This is a genomic window from Imperialibacter roseus (assembly GCF_032999765.1).
In the GTDB taxonomy this organism is placed as follows: domain Bacteria; phylum Bacteroidota; class Bacteroidia; order Cytophagales; family Cyclobacteriaceae; genus Imperialibacter; species Imperialibacter roseus.
Genome location: NZ_CP136051.1, coordinates 2,724,592 through 2,745,558 on the forward strand (window position 1 = coordinate 2,724,592; position 20,967 = coordinate 2,745,558).

Sequence of the window (20,967 nt, forward strand, 5' to 3'; positions counted from 1 at the left end):
ACCACCAATATCATGGAAGTTAGCAAAACCGTGGTTAAAATAAAATCAATCATCTGGATCTCCGTAGTGACCAGTGCTTGAGCCGTCGTGGCTAATTGTTCCGTCCAAAGGATCGACAATAACTTGAACAAATTCACTCCGCTGTATTTTATCGTCCCTTTTTATATCGTCGTAGGTAAAATCGTAATAAGATGACCAAAGCCCAGAGTTCCCTTTCTTTGGAATTAAAGGAATAGAAATCAACGACTTAAAAATATGTGGTAAATAATACGGATCTAAAGGCGTCCTCCTCCTCTTCGGGTTCTCATGGTCATTTAGTGGAACGTTTTCATAAATTTCGATTTGGTTTTTGTCAATAGCGTAGTCGAACAATTCTATTGCAATATGAATTCGATAGTATTTCCCAGTTTCATTTTCGACTAAGTAAGTGTAAGGTTTGTTCTTCTCCATGATATATCGATTAGTTAATTAGTTAATGAAATTTTTAGTTCACGAGTAATGTCCTCCATACTGATGCAAAGAGCACCTTTTGGGACTTGAAGAGAACGAGTCATAACGCCGGAAAGATCATAAGTGACTTCTTCGAAGACCATGCCGACTGCATTTACCCTGTCGTTTTCGATGACTACCAGAGATCCCGAATCTCCATTTCTAGCGAAAGAATTGTCTCCATTATCAAAAGGTTGAACCTCAAAATACTTGAACCTCTGATTTCGTTCCCTTCGGACATCCACGAGTCTTACATATCCAAATTGACGAAATGTTGCTGGGCCGTACTTGGCTACTTTCTGACCTAGAGAGGGGGCAATGACCTGCTTGGGAGCAAATCCAATTCCAAGAATCTCGGGTTTGATCTTTGAAACCATATCAGATTCAACTCTGGCAATTCCGCAATCCAAAGGACCCAGGTAATAGTTTGCGTCATATCGAGCAATCAATTTATCATCCCAATATGGCTCTTTAAGATAGATTCCGCTCTCGTGATCTTGGTCATCTAGCACATGCCTGCATGATAGTAGGTACTCTTTCGAATCTTTGTATACAAATGCTCCAAATGTTCCTTTTCCAACTAAGGCCATGCCAGGTCTTATAAATGTTGCCCTTCTATTGAACGATTTAAAGTGAGGCTTCATGGCAGTTCTCTCATCGGCGGTTCCACAACCGAGCCTTACTCCCAATTGGTCTGCTAGCGCAACAGTTATGTCGACGCTTTTATTCCACCTCAAAACCACCTGGATAAAAAAGCCATTGGGATCAAAGCCAATCCCAGTGTGAATGATGTTATCAAAACATTGAAAAATACAATCCAGCACATTGGTGTCGTCATTGAATGCTCTGGCCTTGTCAAGCGTATCGAAGTATTTAACCCCCATCTTATTCACTAATTTTAATTCCTAAATAGCCTCCGGAACTGATACCAGACAGGGTCAGCAAATAGCCGTCTATGTCAGGAAAATTTGATATTTTGATGGTTGAATGGATAAACACATAAATGAGCAGTATGGTAAATAATACCTGCTGGAACCGATGCACACTTACTCCATTCGAATCTGAAAGAATATCTCTTAAAAAACCCCTGCTACACCCGTCGCCAAAGGCTCTGTTTTTGATTCGCAACGTGGGCGATTGCCCATCTATCGACCTGCTCAGTACTGTGGTCCCCGCACTGATGCCCAGCAGAATAGCCACACTTTCAGTAAACTCGACTTCTCCTGGATCATCTTTCTTTAAAGTCAGAAGACATATGAACGTACAGAAAATGATCACTGCCCATATCCCAAACTGAGTTCTCCCCAAACTGAAGCTATTCTTACCGTTTGGATCTTTGCATGTTCCGGGATCTCTCAAAATGTCTGTTTTGACAGCCAGTATCCAAAATAGGACAATTGTCAAAATAATTATCAGGATCAGTAATATATTAATAAAGCCAACCATAACCTTTTTTTTTGTGAAGTTAGAATATGGACGACTGCGCAAACACACTCATTTGAGCGAATTTTGAATCCCTAACTTCAGGGATTATCCGTCGCAATGCTGAAATTACTCTCGCTGTTTCATAAGAATATCGGCATACATCACCGGTCATTAAAGGGGTTACACTTGCAGAGTGGCTAGAGTAACCCCTTTAATCAAAACATTTGGCTCAGCAAAGATCTCCTGCTTCCCAACCTCTACTTTATTTGATCACGTCAAACTGATACCTTTCTGCCATACCTCCGCCGTCTGACGGCCGCTGCCCAACGCATTCCCTGCCGTACCGACGCCTGACAGCTGAGCATACCGAAAGCTTGGCGATTACCGCACGCCGGAACCACCTACTGGCGTGGTCATCTTACGGCGGAACGGCCGTCACTGTATTCTTGCCGGGAAGCCAATGAGGGTGTACATTGCTTACGATGTTAAAGGGAATAAGCCAGTTAAAACTTTTAAATTTGCGACCAGGGCTGATCATTATTCTGCTGCTTGTTTTACTCAGCACATGCGTTGAACCGTTTGAGCCGGAAGACCCCGGTTTCAAGAGTGTGCTGGTGGTTGATGGCTTTATCAGCAACAGCGCCGAACCCTACACGATCACTCTTAGCAGAACAGCGCCACTCAGTAGTCCTGGCGCTTTGCCAGAAGCCGGGGCGGCGGTCTCAGTTGCCGATGAAGAAGGGGGAGTCTATCTTTTCGGAGAAACAGCTCCCGGCGTTTATCAGAGCGATCCACGTGTCTTTGTAGGGCATGTTGGAGCCGGATATCAGCTCAATATCGTGACTGCTTCCGGGGAACAGTACCAATCCGACACGGTGCCACTAAAACAAAGCCCTCCTATCGACAGCGTATATTACGAGCGGGAACTACGCCTCACTGATGTGGAAGGAGAAGTGAATGATGGGATCAGTATTTTTGTCGATGCGCATGATAGCACAGGCCAAACGAGGTTTTACAGGTACGACTACACAGAAACCTACGAGGTGAAACTTACTTACCCTGGCGAGTGGGTTTATGATCCCTCACAAGATGCCAACGTCATCAGAAATCCCAAGTTGGGGCTTTGTTATGCAACCCACCCGGGTGGCAACATTCTTGTAGCCAATACAAGTAGCTATGCCGAGGACCGGGTAAAGAAACTTGAGGTGACCTACGTGAGCACAGGTGGCTACAAATTGAGCGGCCTGTACAGCATTCTGGTGAAGCAATATGCCCTTAGTGAGCCATCTTACCGCTATTGGTACGAGCTTCAAAAGACTTCCGAATCGCTTGGCACACTGTTTGACCCCCAGCCCTATGAAATTCGGGGCAATATCCGGAAGGTGAACGACCCGGAAACAGCCGTACTGGGCTATTTTGATGCAGGGGCTGTGTCGGAGAAAATGCTCTTCGTGGACAAGGTAACGCTTCTTGGCATGGACATCCAGTACCCTACCGACCCTTGTATTGCCCGGCTGGGTTATCCGCCAACCGCCGTAGAATTTGGCCTCTACCAGCAATGGGGCTACCTGATCACTGCCGTTGAGCCATATGTCATGATCCCTGCCGAATGCGGCGACTGCCGTTACCATGGCACGCTTGAAAAGCCGAGTTTTTGGCCGAGGTAGATGGCGATCGAACCGTTAAGTGTTGTTGCCCGGTCTGAGGCCTTACGGCACAAACTCATCTACCCTCCCGACCTTCGAAACCAGCTCCTCAAAGTCGAAAATATCCTTATCGAATAAATGGGATGGAGAAACGTTTTTCAAGGCCGTGAGCATGATCTCGGTGCGGTCGGGGAATTGCTGCTCCCATTGCTTCATCATCTGCTTGATCACCTTGCGCTGCATATTGGGCTGAGAGCCGCAGAGGTTACAGGGGATGATAGGGAACTGCTTTAACTCAGCATACTGAATGATGTCCTCTTCCTTGCAATAAGCCAGCGGACGTATCACCACGTGCTTACCGTCGTCTGTGCGGTATTTAGCAGGCATAGCTTCCAGCTTTCCGCTGAAAAACATATTGAGGAAAAACGTTTCCAGCACGTCTTCCCTGTGATGCCCAAGCGCAATTTTTGTGGCCCCGAGTTCTTCGGCTGTGGTATAGAGAATGCCCCTCCTGAGCCTGGAACAAAGACTGCACATGGTTTTGCCTTCGGGCACTTTATCAACCACCACGGAATAGGTATCTCTTTCTACTATGCGAAAGTCAACGCCAAGATTGGTCAGATAGTTGGGCAGCACTTCCTCAGGAAAGCCTGGCTGCTTCTGATCGAGATTCACGGCTATGATGTCGAAGTCGTGCTGTCTCGACTTTTGCACGTGCAGCAGCATGTCGAGCATGGTGTAGCTGTCTTTGCCTCCTGAAAGGCACACCATTACCTTGTCCCCAGCCTCTATGATACCGAAGTCTTCCTGCACCGCCCACACCTTCTTGTGTAAGCGCCTGATTAATTTTTCCTGATCCAGCTCTGACAACATGCCCGATTCAAATTAGCGTTTCGACACAAAAATAAATGCTGAAATCTGGATTATGGCCAAGGTCAGGTCTTTATTTAGCCAATGGGTGCTTCAAATAAATCATAACAAGCGGCAAAATCATAAAAGGAAGCTCAATGAGTGCTGTTTTGAAGTCACGCTGCTGCAGGCAGAGGGCCACAATTAACAAAAGGCTGCCAGCCGTGATAAAGTTGCCCAGGAAAAAGGTTCTGGGAAACAGAATCAACACGGTGGCGAAAATACCCACAGCACCAAAAATAATAATGGCATGCTTGCTCATGCCCCATTTGCCAAACATTTCCAGCATTTTGGGGTCAGCACTTACCATTCCCCAGCCATGCTTGAAGCCCATGTACACTGAGAAAAGGATGAGAATTGAATTGATGACTTTCAGTACCATGATGTTTTTATGAACAAGGTAAACTATTTCTCAGGCTTTCGATGTTTAGTCTCCACACAGAAATGGAACTGAGCACCGCAATCAAACTGATAGAGAATGGCGTGTCCAACGCCGGGGATGCCCAATCCTGGCTTGATTTGGGTGCTGGCAATGGCCTGTTCACAAGAGCGCTGGCTGCTGTACTGCCCTCAGGAAGTGTTGTTACTGCTATAGACAAAAGCAGTTCATTCTCCCCAACCAAAAACGACCTCCAGGGCGCCACCCGAATCGACACCAGGGTTGCAGATTTCACCACGTTGCGCTCAGAAGATTTGAAGGTGAATGGAATTTTGATGGCAAACTCTCTCCATTATGTGAAGGATCAGGAAGGCTTTCTTAAGAAAGTGCTGGACAGCTTGCTGCCAGATGGCAGGCTGATCGTGGTAGAATATGACACCGACAGAGGGAATATGTGGGTGCCCTACCCGCTAAGTTTCAGCTCGCTGACTAGCCTGTTAACCGAAACATCGGCAGAAGTTGTTACCAGACTGGGTAGCACTCCTTCACAGTTTCAGAGAGGGGGCATTTACAGTGCGCTCATCATGTCTGCAGCGTAACTGAGGTTTTGGCTAATGCCACGCCCACTGCAAGAAGCCAAATGACAAAAGCGCCGATAAAAATGCGAAGCCCCTCCAGGTCGGTAAAAACAAACCCGAACAACGTCATAGCAATGGCAAGAATACCCACAACCAATCCGAGCCATCCAAGCCACTTTTTCAATAAGCCCGTTCTCACGATGGCCCACGACCAAAGCACGGCAGCACCAGACATGGCCAGGATAAAAATGAGATCAAAAGCTTTATTGAGTGAATAATTGTAGATCAGCACAGCTCTGATCAAATCATTGTTTTCGCTGGTGATCTCACCCATTCGCTCCAGGAAAAACGGTACTGCCAAGCCATTCAATGCCGCTGCCATCATCACAGCTACGGCACTAAAGGCGAAAAGCACTGCACCTCCATAGGACAAAACAATGTCGGACTTAAGCTTGATTGCGAGCCCCAAAAGGCCATAGCAGAGCACAATGATGGACAGAATTGCCAAAGAGTGGCTGGCGATGATGATGTCAGACATTTGCCTGATGTGAGCTGAATTGCCGCCCGCCGGGTGCAGCACCATTGTGAGCACCATGAATACTGAGCCAATGATAATGGCTATTCCGCTTGATTTCTCCAGTCTGCTGTCCATCTTTCGTTCTTTTTGAATGATGAACAATGATAAAGGGTTTAAAAATGGAAAGACTTGATCGTAATCAAGAAATGAATCACTTGATTCGGGATCTAATCCTGCTCAGCGTTTCTGGCGTGATCTGGAGATACGATGCAATGTGTTTCAGGGGAAATACCTGAAAGAGCAAAGGCCGGGTAGTAAGTAGCTCCACGTACTTTTCGTCAATCGACTTTGGACTTAGCTTGCCCTCCACCCCAATGAAGTTGTGCTCGAGAAGCTTCCCGAGCACAAAGAAAACCGGAGAAATGCCTATGAGTTCATGAATTGAACCAACGTCAAGTCCCAGCACCGTCGAGTCTTCAAAAGCGGCAATGCTGGCCAGAGCAGGTTTTCTGGAGACAAAACTAAGGTTGTCAATTACCCAGTCGCCAGGCAAATAGAGACCGTCGATAGTGTCTGAGTCATCGTGCTGCCGGTATTGCACCAGGCTGCCCCGTTCAAGAAAAAAAAGTCCACCACAAACCTGCCCCGCTTTTAGCAAGAATTCACCCTTGTTCAGCGGAGTCGTATCAAGGCGAACCGTGATCAGGTCCAGCTCATGCGCTGAAAAAGGGTGTAACTGTAGCAGCGATTTGGTAATACTTGCAAACATTGGTTGGCAGAATTTGAGCGATGGTTGTTGCCGCCTCCAAGTTTGCTAATCTCGTTCTTCTCTCCAAATCTCCCTGCTCTAAAGTCCGTGTTCGGCCAGCTTTCTTATTGTTTCCAAATCGCCTTGCCGAATGGGCATATAGTGCCACGAGCAAAATGAGATGTACCCGCCTTTCATACTACCGATTGGCTTCCAAAAGGCAGCCAACCGCCCATGTTCGTTCATTGCCAGGGGCACAATGCCTTCACCCCCGGAGATCGATGATCCTAAAGAGGCAAACGATTCGGGGAGTCCCCAATGGCGACCTGCTGGCGTAGCCTTTGCGTAGTACACCCCAAAGTCCATGTTAACATCAAAATTTATTCCCAGTAAATCGACCGAATACTGGGCATTGGATGCCACAATATTGAAATCCTTGTTGGTGACCCAATAGTTAGGAAAATAACCCAGCCAGATTACCCTGCCGCCCGCCGCCATGTATTGGTTTAGCAGGCTTCCCCCTGCTTCTTCCCCAACCACCGCCTTTGGCATATACTGATGGGCAAACACGATGCTGCTTTGTTTTTTGTCGGCAATCCGATCTCTCATGAACGTGGTAAGCGTAGCGGTATCCAGCCGGGCATAGCCCAGGGGCTCCAGGTATGGTGAAATCTTTTCTGAGCTTATCATCTCTTTTTGCGCCCTCAGTTCAGGGTAATAGACAGCAAGCATTCTTTCGTCTCCTTCTTCAAAGGCATACAAGGAACCATCGTCACTCCCGATATAAAGGGTTCCCTCGTCGAGAATAGGCGAAGACATCACGGCTCCTTCTGTCTGGTACTTCCACGCCACCCTGCCGGTTGCTTTTTCAAATGCATAAACCAACCCCGTAAACGAGCCGATATACACGTGATTTTCGTCCACCACAGGGGTGGAATAGAAATAGGATCCTCCATCGTATTTCCACAATTCCCTCCCACTTATCATATCCACTGCGGAAACAGCGAGCGCATCGGACCACCCAACATATACCGTATTTCCATCAATTGTTGGCGAGCTCCCTACCCAGGAGGATCCATAAGTAAATCGCCATTTTTTTTTCAGCGAACTGGCATCAATACAATACAAGCCACCATCCCTTGCACCGAACACCAGCTGATTGTCCTTCATGGCTGGCCTGGAGATCAATGATGTTCTGTCCCATCCATATACTTCGGTGTAATAACTTACCCCCTCCGTCTCATATTTCCCTTCCTCCTTGCCACTGCTAGCATTCACTACATAAAGAAATCCATTGAAGTCAGGAACATACACTTTGTTCCCGTTCACGAGCGGCGTAGCCCTTATCTTATCTGCCGTGGAGAACTTCCAGGTGAGTTTTCCATTCTGCAAATTGAGTGCATAGAGATTATTGTCGCCTGAACCAATCAAAACATTGCTGCCGTGAGCGACAGGCGATGCATCGTAATAGTCCCAACCCCAGGTATGTGGAACAGGCTTCTCCATTTGAAATGACCACAATAGCTTGCCTGAAGTGACATCAACAGCATACACTTTGTTGTCTCTTGCCTGAAAAATTGCCTTTCCGCCCGCCAAAAGTGGTTGCGAAACAATGGCACCCCCAGCTTTGAACTGCCAGATTTCCCTGGCCGACTCCTTTTCGACGCAGTATAAAGTGCCTGCAGAATTACCAAAGTAAAGTTTGCCTTCACTGATTGAAACCGTACCTCTTACAGGCGCTCCTGTTTCAAACCGCCACTTGATTTGGGCGTGGTTGAGGGAGCCGTTAGCATTGAGCAGACCCGGAAGCGAGACTAACACAAGCAGGACAAGTAATATTCTTTGCATACTTTTGAGTTTTGGTTTCAACAAATCAATCGAAAAGAATGACAGACTGTCGAAAAACGCCCGGACTTGTCTGTTCAAACCTGCTCAAGTCGGTTCAACTATTTTTTCTAACCCTATTCAGCTAAATTTTGGGCATGGAGTCAGACGATATCAATATAAAAGAATGCCTTGTTGAAATAGAGAACCGGCTCAACTGGGGGCCTGGCGAAGCATGGACTACCAACGACTTCAAGGCACTCAGTGAGAAGATCCATGCTGCCACTGGCACTAACCTTAGCGTGGCCACTTTGAAGCGCCTGTGGGGCACCATTGACTACCAAAGCAAGCCAACAGCCACCACACTCAATGCGCTTGCCCAGTACCTCGGTCACGAGAACTGGAAGGCCTATCAATACGCCAACAGCCTGCCGAATGAACACAACCACACGAAACATACTTCAGCAGAAGCGAAAAAAGGCCGTCCCGCCGGCATCATTATTTCATTGCTAGTCATACTTCCTCTGGGTGCATGGCTGCTGTTTTATATCTCGAACAAAGACCAGGAAGAGACAAAGCCTCTGCCGGACGCCAGCCTGTTCAGCTTCAGCAGTAAGCAGGCGGTGTCAGAAGGCGTGCCCAATTCCGTGATTTTCGATTATGACGCATCGCCCGCCAGCGCTACCGACACCATCTACATACAACAAAGCTGGGACGAAAGGCTTCGCCAACAAGTACCCTACGACAAGAAGGTACACACCTCTATCTACTACTACCCCGGCTACTTCCAGGCAAAGCTGGTAGTCAACGATAGTATTGTGAAACAGCACCCTGTTTATATCACCTCTATGGGTTGGTTGCCTTTGGTAGAGCAGGAAATGGTGCCGGTGTATTTCAAAGTGGAAGATGTAATCGAAGGAAATGGGACTTTGTCGCTTCCAATTGAAAAGCTGACCAGTAACAATATTCACCTGCAGCCGGAAACGCCCTGGACATCCTATTTCTATGTGAAGGCATTTGAGGGACTGCAGTCCGACTATTTGGTGTTCGAGACAGAACTACGGAACGATTTTAGAGAAGGTGCGGGCATTTGTCAGCATACCGAGGTTCATCTCCTGCTGGCGGGAGGAGCGCTGATTGTTCCGTTGGCCATCAAAGGCTGTATCTCAGGGTTGGCCCTGTACGACGTGGATGGAAAAGTTGAAGACCCGACGCCTTTGGGAGTAGACTTCTCAGATTGGGTAAAGGTGAGGTATGAGGTAAAAGATATGGCAGGGCGGCTTTTCATCAACGATGAATTGGCATACGATAGCCTGAACCTCCATTTCGGGCCGGTGGACCTGGTTGGATTGAAGTTCCGATTTCAGGGGACAGGAAGTGTCAACTACGTAAAGCTTTGGGGAAAAGATGAAGAGCTCATTTTTGAAGAAAACTTCTAATTGCCCTGCTCCATTCCCCCTCAGGCATGAGACTAGCTCTCGGAAATCACGATCACCCTGTCCTTCCAACTGAACTCTATCAGCTCTGACTTTTTCGGGTTCACTACCACTCCATAGCCCATCTCCACATTTTTGGCATCTGACATCCGGCGATAGCCAATGGCAATTTCATTTTGGCGTGCGGCTGACTCCAGCACTGTGTAAAAATTGGTCGTCACCATGCTGTTTGCCTCTAATGAAATGTAATCTGTAACTGGCTTGATATAGATTTCAGCCCCGTCGGCGTCAAGCAGTTCCTCGAAAACACGCATCAAATACTTGTTCTCTGCCACCTGGGTCATAAGCAAACTAAGCAGCTTATCACTCACAATAAAGTCATCGGCGCTGGTTACATCTGCCAGTTGGCGATTGCGAATATCCATCATTTCCGAAACCAAATTCACCTTTGTGGGGGCACTCTCCAGTATATTCCTGAGGTGCAGCAGCGTAATCAGTGTTTGTGCATCTGCTTCCTGAAGTGGAAAGTCGTCCTGATAGCACAGCATGATGATGTAATTGTATTGCTGGCAGTTGAGTTTTTCAAGCTCGGTTCTGTCGGTTGTGTCGCTGTGCTGAAATTCCAACCTGATATTCTCCAGCGAAGCCTGTAGTTTGTCCAGGCGCTCTTCGCTTAGCTTAAATTTTGAAATAATATGAACGGTGGATCCTTCGTCCACATACTTATCCAGCTCCCTGATCACCAAGCTGGCTCTGTGGTTCCAGCCAATAACGAGAATAGATTCTACGACACTTGGCTTCCTTTCTCTCCGAACGATGCGCTGCTCGTCAATCACAAACGACTTGCCCGATACAACCATGGTGTCGTCATCTTCTGTGATACCAATGAGCTTATCTCCCTTTTGAATGAGTTTATTCATCGGTGGGTTGATCAGTATTTCAACTTCGTCAGCCGACTGCATACCAATGATGGCAGAATCCTCGTAGCTAAAAACAGCCTCTCTGAAGGTTTTACCTACCAGCTTTGGCTCCTCCATGAAATAGATTTCATCACCACCGAAATCCATCAGTTCCGTGTAAACAACAGAAAGCCCGGATTGCAGGCTGGTTTGCACCATCACCTTCGACACAAATTCATCTGAAAGGATCAGTTCTACTTCTTCCTTTCCTACCATCTTGGCCACTTCATAATTCTCACTGTGCTTTATCTCGGCGGTAATGTGGTAAGGTGTCTCCCTTCGGGTGTCGCTAGAAGTAATCGCCAGAATTGTCTTGATAATCTGGCTGTCTGAGTTTTCATTTTCCTTGTCAAGAATGATGATCGACTTTGACCCTGCGGGATTCCCAATATCCAGGTCGTGCAGGTCAATGGGATCCCCGGTACGACAAACAATCTTGGTGTTCTTATGGTCGGGTATTTTGTCACGAATCTTGTCCTCCATCTCAATCTTGTCCTTGTCCGCCAAAATCACAATAAGAGGATCTTTCTGGTTTTCATTGGCTATGATTAATTCAGACACAATGGTATAAATCTTCGAAGACCACCCCAAAATCAACACGTGGCCGTCGTCCACAATACGGGATCTTCCTTTGCGCAGCCGATCAATTTTGTCCATGATTCCATTTGAAATCAAACCAATCAGCGTACTGAGCGCTATGATGCCGTACCCCGTAACCACAAACATCCAGAACTTGTAAATCCAGTCCCCCTCATGCTCCGCCAATGTGCCAGGGTCAAGCGTATGCATCAAGCCGAACCATAGTATATTGATGTAGCCGTCAGGCAGCGCTTCATCGGGGCGAATATTGGCAAAAAAGAGGATGCAGGTAAAAACAGATAGTATAACTGTAGAGAAAATAGTGAGATAAAGTATGAGTGCCACCGGACCGGCTGACATCAAATTATCGAACTTATAATTTAGTTTTTCCCGAAAAGGGTAATTTTTCATTTGAAGAAACTTTTTGACAGAATTTGCCTTAGAAAAACATTTTTGTCTGCATTCGACTACTCCGAAATTCGCCACACAAAGGAAAAATACCGATGGACTATACCAGCAAACACAAATAACCTACCAGGCTACCGGTTAGTTTCAATATGGCATTTTGGCTGCAGGAGCAGGTCACCAAAATTCCTCAGGTTCAATATGATGCAAAAAAGCAAGAGCTAAAAGCTGAACTCAGGAAACTTTGGGTTTAAGCTCAGGCTTTGGGCGGTGGAGAGCTAATCTCCAAAAAATTTTGTGAAATGAGAGACAAGGGATTTCCGAAGGTGTGAACAACACTCACAAAGTCATTGCCGAGCGAAATTGTAGGTAGCTGCGGCTGCTGACAGTAGACCACATGATGAACACCAGGGTGTCCATTTTCGCCATCCTGCTCATCGTGTTCCTGCATGGCGTTTTCAATACCCAGCACCGACTCCAAAGCGAACTCCAGGATACTTTCAATATCGTTGTGGGTCAGATCCTCGGCCACATAGTCAGGCTGAGCGTCCCTGCCATCAATGCTATAATTGAGCAAATAGAGGGCTAGGCAATAAGCAAGAACCTTGCGTGTGAATATGTACCCTCTGACTTTCATTTTTGACTATGGTGCAAATATAGGGGTTTTAGCATTGGTTAAAGAAATGGAACACCAATCTTATATTTTGGTTTCGTGAAAGATGCGAGAAACGTTTTCGGAGCCTCAACGCAAGAAATGGCTCTCCTCTCCAAAAGAGATTAGCCTTTCTGTTCAAAGTTTTTTGAAAGGTCACTTTTGGAAGCTGGCAGATTTCGCCACCTCAATATCTCTTTCCACTTCTGGAATAAGGCTTTTCCAGGAAAAGTAGTCCTTCCTTTCATCCTGGAAACCAAAAACACCACCAACAATGTAGGGCACTTCGAGGTAGTTTTTGGAGGTTACCTCCGAAAGTTCTTTCCAGATAACAAGGGCTTCTTCCAGGGCCTTGACTGCCTGTTGCTTTTGAAGTGCGTCTCCATTTTTCCTAAATAACCCAAGATAAACCCCTGCCTGCAGCTTCTTAGCAAAATAACGACTCAGGAGCGACCAGGCTCTCAAATCATCTATTTCCTGATTGTATTCACTGGTGTAAATAGTGCCTTTTGCGGTAAAAGACTTTATGAGGACGTCTGCTTCCGCCGCATTGGCTGTCAATTCATTTGCCAGGTCCAAAGGCGTCTTCTTACTCTCGGACACTTTTTTCTTTTCGACCTGAATAGCCACATAGTCCTTGATAGAAAGGTAGCTCGGATCCAGCACCCTACGGTCCATTAGCTCTTCCAATGAAATAAAGAAGGAGACCTTGTCGTCGTAGCCATACCCTGGAGGTGTTACCGGCGACATAAACCCTTCAGCGTAAAGTGTGTAGTCCCAGGTAGAACCGAAGAACGAAGCCAGCCTCAACGGCATCCTGCTCACCAGTTTATATGCCTCCAACATCTGCGGCCCTTGATCCATATGGTATTTTCGATTGAACTGTTCTTCAAATACCGTGTCAGGCGTGTTGATATCGTACAGTAGCCTGCCCCAAAGACTGTAAAACAACCACTGGCGCTCGAAGGCGTAGTTCCACGTGCGACCAATTTCAGGTTTGGTGAAGTATTCGAAAGCAGGTATATAACCCTCAGAACCAATATAATACCCGTTCATGAAGTCGGCTGTATTGGTTTTGATGTGGCTACGGATAAAGTCTGGCTCGCCCCACCGGAGAATAAAGAAGTCCTCGTTGCGCACCATCCACTCAATTTTGTAGTTCTCAGGGGCCGGATTCCAATAGCCGGTATTTACAGCACCGGACTCGCTGGCGTGGGTGATCAAAAGCTTCGGTGTTGAATGCCCATGGCTCCAGTTGAACTTCACTTCTACTTGCACAGGATCTTGAAAATCAGCAGCATCCAGTATGCGTCTCATTTCATTGCTTGAGCCCGACAACACGGCCCTGTGCAGAAACTTCACCGGCCTGTTTGCCGCTTTCATGCCTGCTACAAACGTCTCAGCAATCCAGTCCTCCCGCTCTGCTGCTGTCATTTTTGTCATCCAGTCGGCCAGGGTTACACCAAGGCCTGACAGGTCGTTGTAGGTATCAATGACAGCAGTCACCGCCTCCCTTGTATAGCCCCTCACCACTTGCGAAGTATCATTGAGGGCTTTCACACCGTGGTGTTTGGCAAAAGATTCAGGCACCACAATATTCCAGTTGACAATAAATACCTCTACTCCTCTTTCTTTGGCCATACGGAACAGCCCTTTCCAGAACGCCTGCCAGTCGGCCATTTCCTGATCGGTAAAAGGACTGGCTTCCGGATAGTTGGGTAACTTCACCATGTATTGGAAAGGGTGCATGTTGTACAACGCCAGCTGGTTGAAACGGTTGGCCATCATCATATCCAGAAAAGCCTCCCAAAACTTCAAATCCCGGCAGGTGCTCAGGTGGTAGTCCATGCTGAGGCTCTCCCGGTAGGCATCCCAGGGCAGGTTGAACTTGATGGCCCGGACTTCCATGGATGGGTTGACCTGCCTTCCATTTATTTGGTTCGGTTTCCCGCCGTTGGCAATTTCCTCAGTAAAAGCCAGGAGGCCGTACCGGGCACCCGAGAAGTCATTAGCTGAAATGATGGTTTGGTTCCCATTCCAGTTTATCCGGTAGCCTTCCGCTTTGACGTTGGGATCAGCTCCTAGTTTAATGGCAATGTCATAGTCGGTAATCTCATTGGACGCCAGCGCTTCTTTAGTTTTAATTACCAGGCGCTCCATTCCGGGGATATCAGGAGGGTAATTAATGGTTTGGCCAGCTGCCCAAAACGTCAACAGCTGGAAACAGATTATCAGGGTATAATTTTTCAACATACTTGAAACTAACAAAAAACGCTAAGATTAAAGCATCATAGCGTTTTGCAATTGCTTAATGATAGGAATGTCATTCCCCGGAACCGCCAAACTTCTTTTTGGCAGCCTCGGCCTTGGCTTTCAGCCCGGTCATTTTGGTTTTGTCTGTAACAATAGCTTTCATCGAACCATCAAGTAATGCGGTGGCCTTCTTCACTCCTTCTGCACATTTCGGTGCCTTGGTGCCACATTGCGAACTAGCCTTTGAAGCAGTGGCACCGTCAGTAGACAGGCGTTTCGAGTCTGTATCCAGCGATTTGTAAGAGCTTTCCAGGTCTTTGAACCTGGAGAGCAGGCCGTCTATAGCACTTTCATCCTCTTCCTTTGACGCTTTGTCAATATCTCCATCCAGCTTTGCCAGAGTTGAAGACAGTCCTTTTTGTTTGCTGGCAAACTCAGTAACGGAGGCAATGTATTTGTCGATAGTAGCATTGCCGAATTTTTCGGTTTTAGCACCATCATCCTGCCCTACAGCAAGGTGGACAGTCAGGAACAGTAAAACAATAGGAAAAAATGTTTTCATAGTTTTAAAAATCAATGGTTTATGAAAGCTAGGTAAAAGCTCCATAATTTCTCAGGTCGGCTAAAAGAAAATATATTTACCATTGCCCTTATGTTTTTTTCTACTTTTCAATAACCACAGCTTCATATTGCCCCAACTCCTCTATCTTGAGTTGCAGGTACCCATCGCTCCAACGATAGTCAACAGGATCACTGCCCACCATCGTAAACACGCTGGATGGTTTAACTTCACATCGCACCCTGAATTCCAGGTCATTAACTGTAAGTGGTTCAAAAAACGTGTTGCCACTAAACCCTGTAATATTCACCAGATGTAAAATGATACCGTCTTCCTCCTGCCTGCCAAAGTTCTCGGGGGTGTTCTCTACATACTTTTGCAACACCGCCTCTACTCTCGGGTGCGCATTAGTTGTGAACAAATCGCTAATGCCGGGCTCCAGGTAGTTGATTATATCAAGCAGTATCTGCTTGTGCTCTTCGTAGCCATGTATGTAGTACAATCTGCCGAGATTGATGGGCATCAAAACAGCTTTGCTTGCAGAATGGTTTTTCACGGCCACGGCCTTGTAACCTGTCGGTTCATGGCCTCCTATTTTCTCGGGAGGGCCTGGTCGGCCAGGTGTGTAAATGGGCAAATAGGTTTCGTTAGCCTGGTCAAAATTATAAAAGCCAAGGTTAAACTTAAACATGATAAGGCTCTGTAAGTCAAAACTTTTAAATACTGATTTGTTTTCAGGCGCCAGGTAATAGCCTGCTCCATCCTGATCTGGCTGAACAGCCTTTGCACCGAACAGCTCGAGCAGCGCATCCGGGTGCCCACTCAACGACTCGTTGGTCGCAATCAGGTGGGTGCCGCCAGCAACTGCTGCCTTAATTACAGCCAGTGATCCGCTGTCCAGACTCACAATTTCCGGAAGGATAATCACCTTGTAGCCTTTCATCTTACTTCCCAGTTTCGACAGCTGGGCATCTTCTATTAGATCAAATTGAAGGTGAGCCTCCTTCAGCATGAGCTGAATGCCCCTGTATTCCTGCGCACGCTCGCCTCCCGGCCAGTAGCCTGGCGACACCACGGCGATTTCAGCCGGAGACATATAATGACCGTAGTACTTTTCGTTGGCTTTGTGGTGAGCATATACTTCTCTGAAAACCTCATAACTCCTCTCGTCTTCATTCCCTTGGAAATCGCCCATAATACTCATGTCGAGCCCTGAGCCGTTGGCAATGTTTTGATACAGCCTGATGGCCGACTCCTCAGGTTCCACGGCGTTATACCTCGACTGAAAAGAAATCTGTTGGATACTTGCGTTACTTACGATGTGGTCAGGGTAGCTGTTTTCTACATTGCTGACATTGTCAGAGGCTGAATAGGGCCAGTAAGGCAGGCCACTTGGGTGCGACTCATGTCTGATGATGTCGACGTAGTTGCCCATGTACGTGCAAATGGCGATCTGCTCATTCTTCGCCTTCACCATGGAATGTAGTCGCTTCATCAAGTCATCCACAGTGAACTTTTTGAACTCCTGGTATTTTTGAAATACCGGGTCAGCGTCGTCCTCCACCAATGGCAGGCTCATACCGCTGTACTCCATAAACCGCTCTTTATCGTAGGGGTTTTGGTCAATGCCGTGATAAACTCCTTCATAGGCATTTCGTGTTTGGTAACCCGGCATGTTGATGAAAATACCATCAATAGCATACAAGTCAATCACCTCACCAACAATGTCGAAAAGCACCTTTTGCTCATAGGGTGCATTAATGGAAATCACATACATATCGTCGTTCCTGATCCGCTCTCCTTTTGGCGACAGATAAAACCAATCAGGATGCCTGTCAAAAATGCTTTCGTGAGCCCGGCTGAAATCAAATCGCACAATTACCCTAATGCCGTTCTCATGGCATTTACTGATTACATCACCCAACATATTTTCCTTCATAAAAGGGTTCGTGTACTGGTCTTCCAGTTTGGTGGGGTAAAAGGCCATAATGCCACCGGCATTGATGATCAATGTATTCACTGAGAAGCCTTTGAGATCATTGATCAGTGAGTTTACATTAAGATCAGCCTCATAAGCAGGGAGATTGGTCTGCATCGTGCGAAGGTTATTCGCCTTCCACCAGGGTATTGAGTCGGGCCAGGTGATCTGTTCACCAACCGCTTTCGTCCCTGACTGTGGAGGAGAACATGATAGGGCAGTTAGCAACAACACTAAAAACATCGATAATCTTAGAATTTCCCTCATAAAGCTCATCTAACTTGTTTTTATAAATGTAAATCAATATCGATACAGTTTACTTGAATCTTATATAAACGTTGGTGGCGGGCGCAACAACGGAGGTGAAGTACGCACCTTAGTCGTCTCTAATCTCCCCCTATTATCCTTATTATCGGCCAGCGCTACGAAATTGATTAAACACAAAGTCTATTTCTTCATACTTTGAGGCTAACAATTGAAGATCAAACAACTTAACCATGAAAAGACTTGCGCTCCCCTTGCTGCTAGTGACTTTTGCAGTAACCGCCCTGGCACAACGAAAAGCCCAGACAACCCAACCTCCCAAAACCATTGACCAAAAGTATTTCTCGGAAATGAAATACCGGTCAGTTGGCCCCTCCAGAGGCGGAAGAGCCACTGCAGTTGCCGGTATACCTCAAAGCCCCTACACCTTCTACATGGGATCGCAGGGCGGCGGCGTTTGGAAAACAGACGACGCAGGCTGGAACTGGGAGAATATCACTGACGGCCAGTTTCAGGTGGGCTCCATTGGTGCTATTACCGTGGCTCCCTCCGACCCCAACGTGATCTACGTCGGCACTGGCTCTGCCTGCCTCAGAGGCAATGTTTCTCCCGGCATTGGCGTCTACAAAACCATGGACGAAGGGAAAACATGGGATTTTATTGGGCTACCCAATGCCGGACAGATCGGTAAAATTGTTGTTCATCCCTCTAATCCTGACATTGCCATGGTAGCAGCTCTGGGTAACGCTTTCGGCCCCAACCCGGACAGAGGAGTGTACAAAACCATTGATGGAGGCAAAAGCTGGAAAAAAACGCTATTCGTAAGCGACAGCACAGGCGCTATAGATATAGAGATGAACCCCGCCAACCCTCGCATCATGTATGCGGCGATGTGGCGTGCGGATCGCAAACCCTGGGCCATGACAGACGGCGGTATGGAAGGCGGCATCTGGAAGTCGAAAGACATGGGTGAGACCTGGGAAAAGCTGGAAGGCGGACTGCCGACCGGGCTTCTTGGCCGCATCGGACTAGCCATTTCACCTGCTCAACCTGATCGTGTTTGGGCACTGATACAAACGGCCGACGAAAGCAAAGGCGGGGTGTACCGAACCGACGACGCCGGTGGTTCCTGGAAGAAAATCAATCGGGACCACGAGCTTCGCCAGCGGGGCTGGTATTACACCCATATTACCGCCGACCCGAAAGATGCCAACACAGTGTACGTCAACAACGTGGGCTTCTACAAATCGATTGACGGGGGCAAAACATTCGATACCCGCATAAGAGTGCCCCATGGCGATAACCACGGCCTTTGGATCAATCCCGACAACACGGACATTATGATCCACTGCAACGATGGTGGCGCTACTGTATCTATCAACGGAGGCAAAAGCTGGTCGCACCAGCAGAACCAGCCCACGTCGGAGTTCTACAGAGTCACTGTCGACAACCAGTTTCCTTACCGTCTCTATGCCGGCCAGCAGGACAACACTACCATCTCGGTTCCCTCCTACTCTTCCGGCTCTCTCACCGACACCGAAGAGTGGTTCGGTGTTGGCGGCGGCGAATCAGCCGATGTAGCCGTAGACCCGACCAACCCCGACATCATTTATGCAACAAGCTACAGCGGCGAGATAACTTTCTACAACAAGAAAACCGGCGAAATGCGCCAGGTAACGGCCTACCCTCACTATACAGAAGGTACCGAGCAAAGAAAGCTCAAGTACCGCTGGCAGTGGAATTTCCCTGTACTGATTTCAAAATTCAACACAAACGTTATTTACGACGGCTCCAACTATGTGCACAAGTCAACTAACAAAGGGCAGTCGTGGGAAGTGATAAGCCCGGATCTTACCACTAAGTTCGCTGAAACGTTGGGTATCCCTGGTGGCCCTATTCAGCACGACGGCACAGGTGTAGAAGTGTACTCAAGCATCTTTGCGCTGGAGGAGTCACCCTTCAATGAAGGTGAGCTGTGGGCCGGTTCCGACGATGGGCTGGTGCACATCACGAGAGACGGCGGCAAGTCGTGGAAAAACATCACCCCTCCCGGCATGCCCGCCATGGGCACTGTGAACAAGATTGAGCTATCGTCTCATCAGGCCGGAAGAGCGTTCGTGGCTGTGTACAAATACCGCAGGAAGGATTTCAGCCCTTACATTTTCATGACCAACGACTTTGGTGCTACCTGGTCGACGCTGACCAACGGTAAAAACGGCATTCCTGCAAATCACTTTGTACGAGCCATCGCTGAAGACCCCGACAGAAAAGGGCTCCTCTACGCCGGCACAGAATTCGGTATGTACCTGTCCTTCGATGAGGGTAAAAACTGGCAACCCTTTCAGCTTAACTTGCCTGTAACGCCTATTACCGACATGGAAGTACATGAGAAAGACCTTGTCATCAGCACCCAGGGCCGGGCTTTTTGGATACTGGACGATCTTACACCCCTGCACCAGCTCAACGATGCCCTGATGGCAAGGGATGCCTTCCTTTACAAGCCCAGAGACACCTACAGAACCAATGTAGGCGGCTGGAACGGGCGGTCAGCAGATATCAACTTCTTTGTGAGTAAGACCGACGACAAAGTGACTTTAGAAATAATGGATGCGAGGGATGTTACTCCGGTGGTTTACTCAAGCAAACCCGACAAGGCAAAGGGAGAAAAAGAGTTGGAACTAAAAGAAGGCATGAACAGCCTGTCGTGGAACCTGATGTACCCCGGCCCAAAAATGGCTGATAACTTTATGGCGATGGTGTTCAGCGCTAACAGAACGCCTGGCCCAAAAGCTGTGCTTGGCACCTACTCCGTGAAACTAACGGCTGGAGACTATTCCCAAACCGAGACCTTTGAGTTAAAGGCAGACCCTCGCTGGCCTCACATTACAACAGCCGACTACCAGGCCCAATTTGATCTCGCTTCAGAAATGACCGACTACATCACCAAAAGCCAGGATTTGATCAGAAACATGAGGGCTATCAGGGAGCAGGCAAAGGCCATTGCAGAAAGGTCGGAAAAAGCCGGCTATTCGTCAGAAATTAAAGATAAGGCAACGGCATTGAACAAGAAGCTGACCGAAGCAGAAGATGCGATCTTCCAAAATCAAATTGAAACCAGCCAGGACGAAATCAATTTTGAGAGGAAGTTCACTAACCACATAGCCAGGCTTTACGGTGTGGTGATTGACGATCACAATAAACCAACAGCAGGCATGCTGGAGCGCTACGACGATCTCAAAAAACAGTTTATTGACCTAAGAAAGCCGTATGATGAAGTATTGACGACTGACTTCCCTGCTTTCAATCAGTTGCTGGAAAAAGAAAACGTGCCCAGAATAATTACAGAGAAATAGACACAAAAAAGCCT

Annotated in this window: 17 protein-coding genes; 4 read left to right on the top strand and 13 right to left on the bottom strand. The window is 47.5% G+C overall.

Annotated elements, in window-relative coordinates:
* Positions 1–45 precede the first annotated feature (45 nt).
* From RT717_RS11255 to RT717_RS11265, 3 genes are read right to left on the bottom strand one after another with little or no spacing between them, the layout of a single operon-like run.
* Entirely contained in the window at positions 46–450 is a 405-nt protein-coding gene (locus RT717_RS11255) for a hypothetical protein (protein WP_317491834.1), read from the bottom strand.
* Between the two features lie 14 nt (positions 451–464).
* A complete protein-coding gene (locus RT717_RS11260) occupies positions 465–1,373 on the bottom strand; it encodes a hypothetical protein (RefSeq protein WP_317491835.1) in 909 nt (302 codons plus the stop codon).
* Position 1,374: 1 nt separating this feature from the next.
* A complete protein-coding gene (locus RT717_RS11265; protein WP_317491836.1) occupies positions 1,375–1,935 on the bottom strand; it encodes a hypothetical protein in 561 nt (186 codons plus the stop codon).
* Positions 1,936–2,432: 497 nt separating this feature from the next.
* Here RT717_RS11265 and RT717_RS11270 point away from each other — a divergent pair, with 497 nt between their 5' ends.
* The gene (locus RT717_RS11270; protein ID WP_317491837.1) at positions 2,433–3,581 is read left to right on the top strand and encodes a DUF4249 domain-containing protein; all 1,149 of its coding nucleotides are present in this window, start codon (positions 2,433–2,435) and stop codon (positions 3,579–3,581) included.
* Between the two features lie 42 nt (positions 3,582–3,623).
* Here the strand turns inward: RT717_RS11270 and ttcA are convergent, their stop codons facing one another.
* Positions 3,624–4,433, bottom strand: a complete 810-nt coding sequence (ttcA, locus tag RT717_RS11275; protein WP_317491838.1) for a tRNA 2-thiocytidine(32) synthetase TtcA — start codon at positions 4,431–4,433, stop codon at positions 3,624–3,626.
* Positions 4,434–4,503: 70 nt separating this feature from the next.
* A complete protein-coding gene (locus RT717_RS11280; RefSeq protein WP_317491839.1) occupies positions 4,504–4,851 on the bottom strand; it encodes a hypothetical protein in 348 nt (115 codons plus the stop codon).
* A gap of 62 nt (positions 4,852–4,913) precedes the next feature.
* Here RT717_RS11280 and RT717_RS11285 point away from each other — a divergent pair, with 62 nt between their 5' ends.
* Positions 4,914–5,447, top strand: coding sequence for a class I SAM-dependent methyltransferase (locus RT717_RS11285; protein WP_317491840.1), 534 nt, complete (start codon positions 4,914–4,916; stop codon positions 5,445–5,447).
* On the opposite strand, the gene RT717_RS11290 is transcribed toward RT717_RS11285, so the two are convergent.
* From RT717_RS11290 to RT717_RS11300, 3 genes are all read right to left on the bottom strand, one after another.
* The gene (locus RT717_RS11290) at positions 5,431–6,078 is read right to left on the bottom strand and encodes a hypothetical protein (RefSeq protein WP_317491841.1); all 648 of its coding nucleotides are present in this window, start codon (positions 6,076–6,078) and stop codon (positions 5,431–5,433) included. The two genes, RT717_RS11285 and RT717_RS11290, sit on opposite strands and share 17 nt — an antisense overlap.
* Before the next feature lie 76 nt (positions 6,079–6,154).
* Positions 6,155–6,712: a Crp/Fnr family transcriptional regulator gene (locus RT717_RS11295; protein ID WP_317491842.1), complete on the bottom strand. Its 558-nt coding sequence runs from the start codon at positions 6,710–6,712 to the stop codon at positions 6,155–6,157.
* Between the two features lie 78 nt (positions 6,713–6,790).
* A complete protein-coding gene (locus tag RT717_RS11300) occupies positions 6,791–8,539 on the bottom strand; it encodes an outer membrane protein assembly factor BamB family protein (protein ID WP_317491843.1) in 1,749 nt (582 codons plus the stop codon).
* Between the two features lie 134 nt (positions 8,540–8,673).
* Between RT717_RS11300 and RT717_RS11305 the strand changes: the two genes are divergently transcribed.
* The gene (locus RT717_RS11305; RefSeq protein ID WP_317491844.1) at positions 8,674–9,954 is read left to right on the top strand and encodes a hypothetical protein; all 1,281 of its coding nucleotides are present in this window, start codon (positions 8,674–8,676) and stop codon (positions 9,952–9,954) included.
* 32 nt (positions 9,955–9,986) lie between these two features.
* On the opposite strand, the gene RT717_RS11310 is transcribed toward RT717_RS11305, so the two are convergent.
* The 5 genes from RT717_RS11310 to RT717_RS11330 form a co-directional block, all read right to left on the bottom strand.
* A complete protein-coding gene (locus tag RT717_RS11310; RefSeq protein ID WP_317491845.1) occupies positions 9,987–11,900 on the bottom strand; it encodes a CASTOR/POLLUX-related putative ion channel in 1,914 nt (637 codons plus the stop codon).
* Positions 11,901–12,150: 250 nt separating this feature from the next.
* On the bottom strand, positions 12,151–12,531 hold the full coding sequence (locus RT717_RS11315; RefSeq protein ID WP_317491846.1) for a hypothetical protein: 381 nt from the start codon (positions 12,529–12,531) through the stop codon (positions 12,151–12,153).
* A 171-nt stretch (positions 12,532–12,702) separates the two neighbouring features.
* Positions 12,703–14,760, bottom strand: coding sequence for a beta-N-acetylhexosaminidase family protein (locus RT717_RS11320; RefSeq protein ID WP_317491847.1), 2,058 nt, complete (start codon positions 14,758–14,760; stop codon positions 12,703–12,705).
* A gap of 109 nt (positions 14,761–14,869) precedes the next feature.
* A complete protein-coding gene (locus tag RT717_RS11325; protein WP_317491848.1) occupies positions 14,870–15,361 on the bottom strand; it encodes a hypothetical protein in 492 nt (163 codons plus the stop codon).
* 100 nt (positions 15,362–15,461) lie between these two features.
* Positions 15,462–17,453 (bottom strand): alpha-amylase family protein, encoded by a 1,992-nt coding sequence (locus RT717_RS11330; protein ID WP_317491849.1) that lies wholly within the window; start codon positions 17,451–17,453, stop codon positions 15,462–15,464.
* A gap of 380 nt (positions 17,454–17,833) precedes the next feature.
* Here RT717_RS11330 and RT717_RS11335 point away from each other — a divergent pair, with 380 nt between their 5' ends.
* Complete coding sequence (locus tag RT717_RS11335) at positions 17,834–20,953, top strand: WD40/YVTN/BNR-like repeat-containing protein (RefSeq protein WP_317491850.1); 3,120 nt, start codon at positions 17,834–17,836, stop codon at positions 20,951–20,953.
* Positions 20,954–20,967 lie beyond the last annotated feature (14 nt).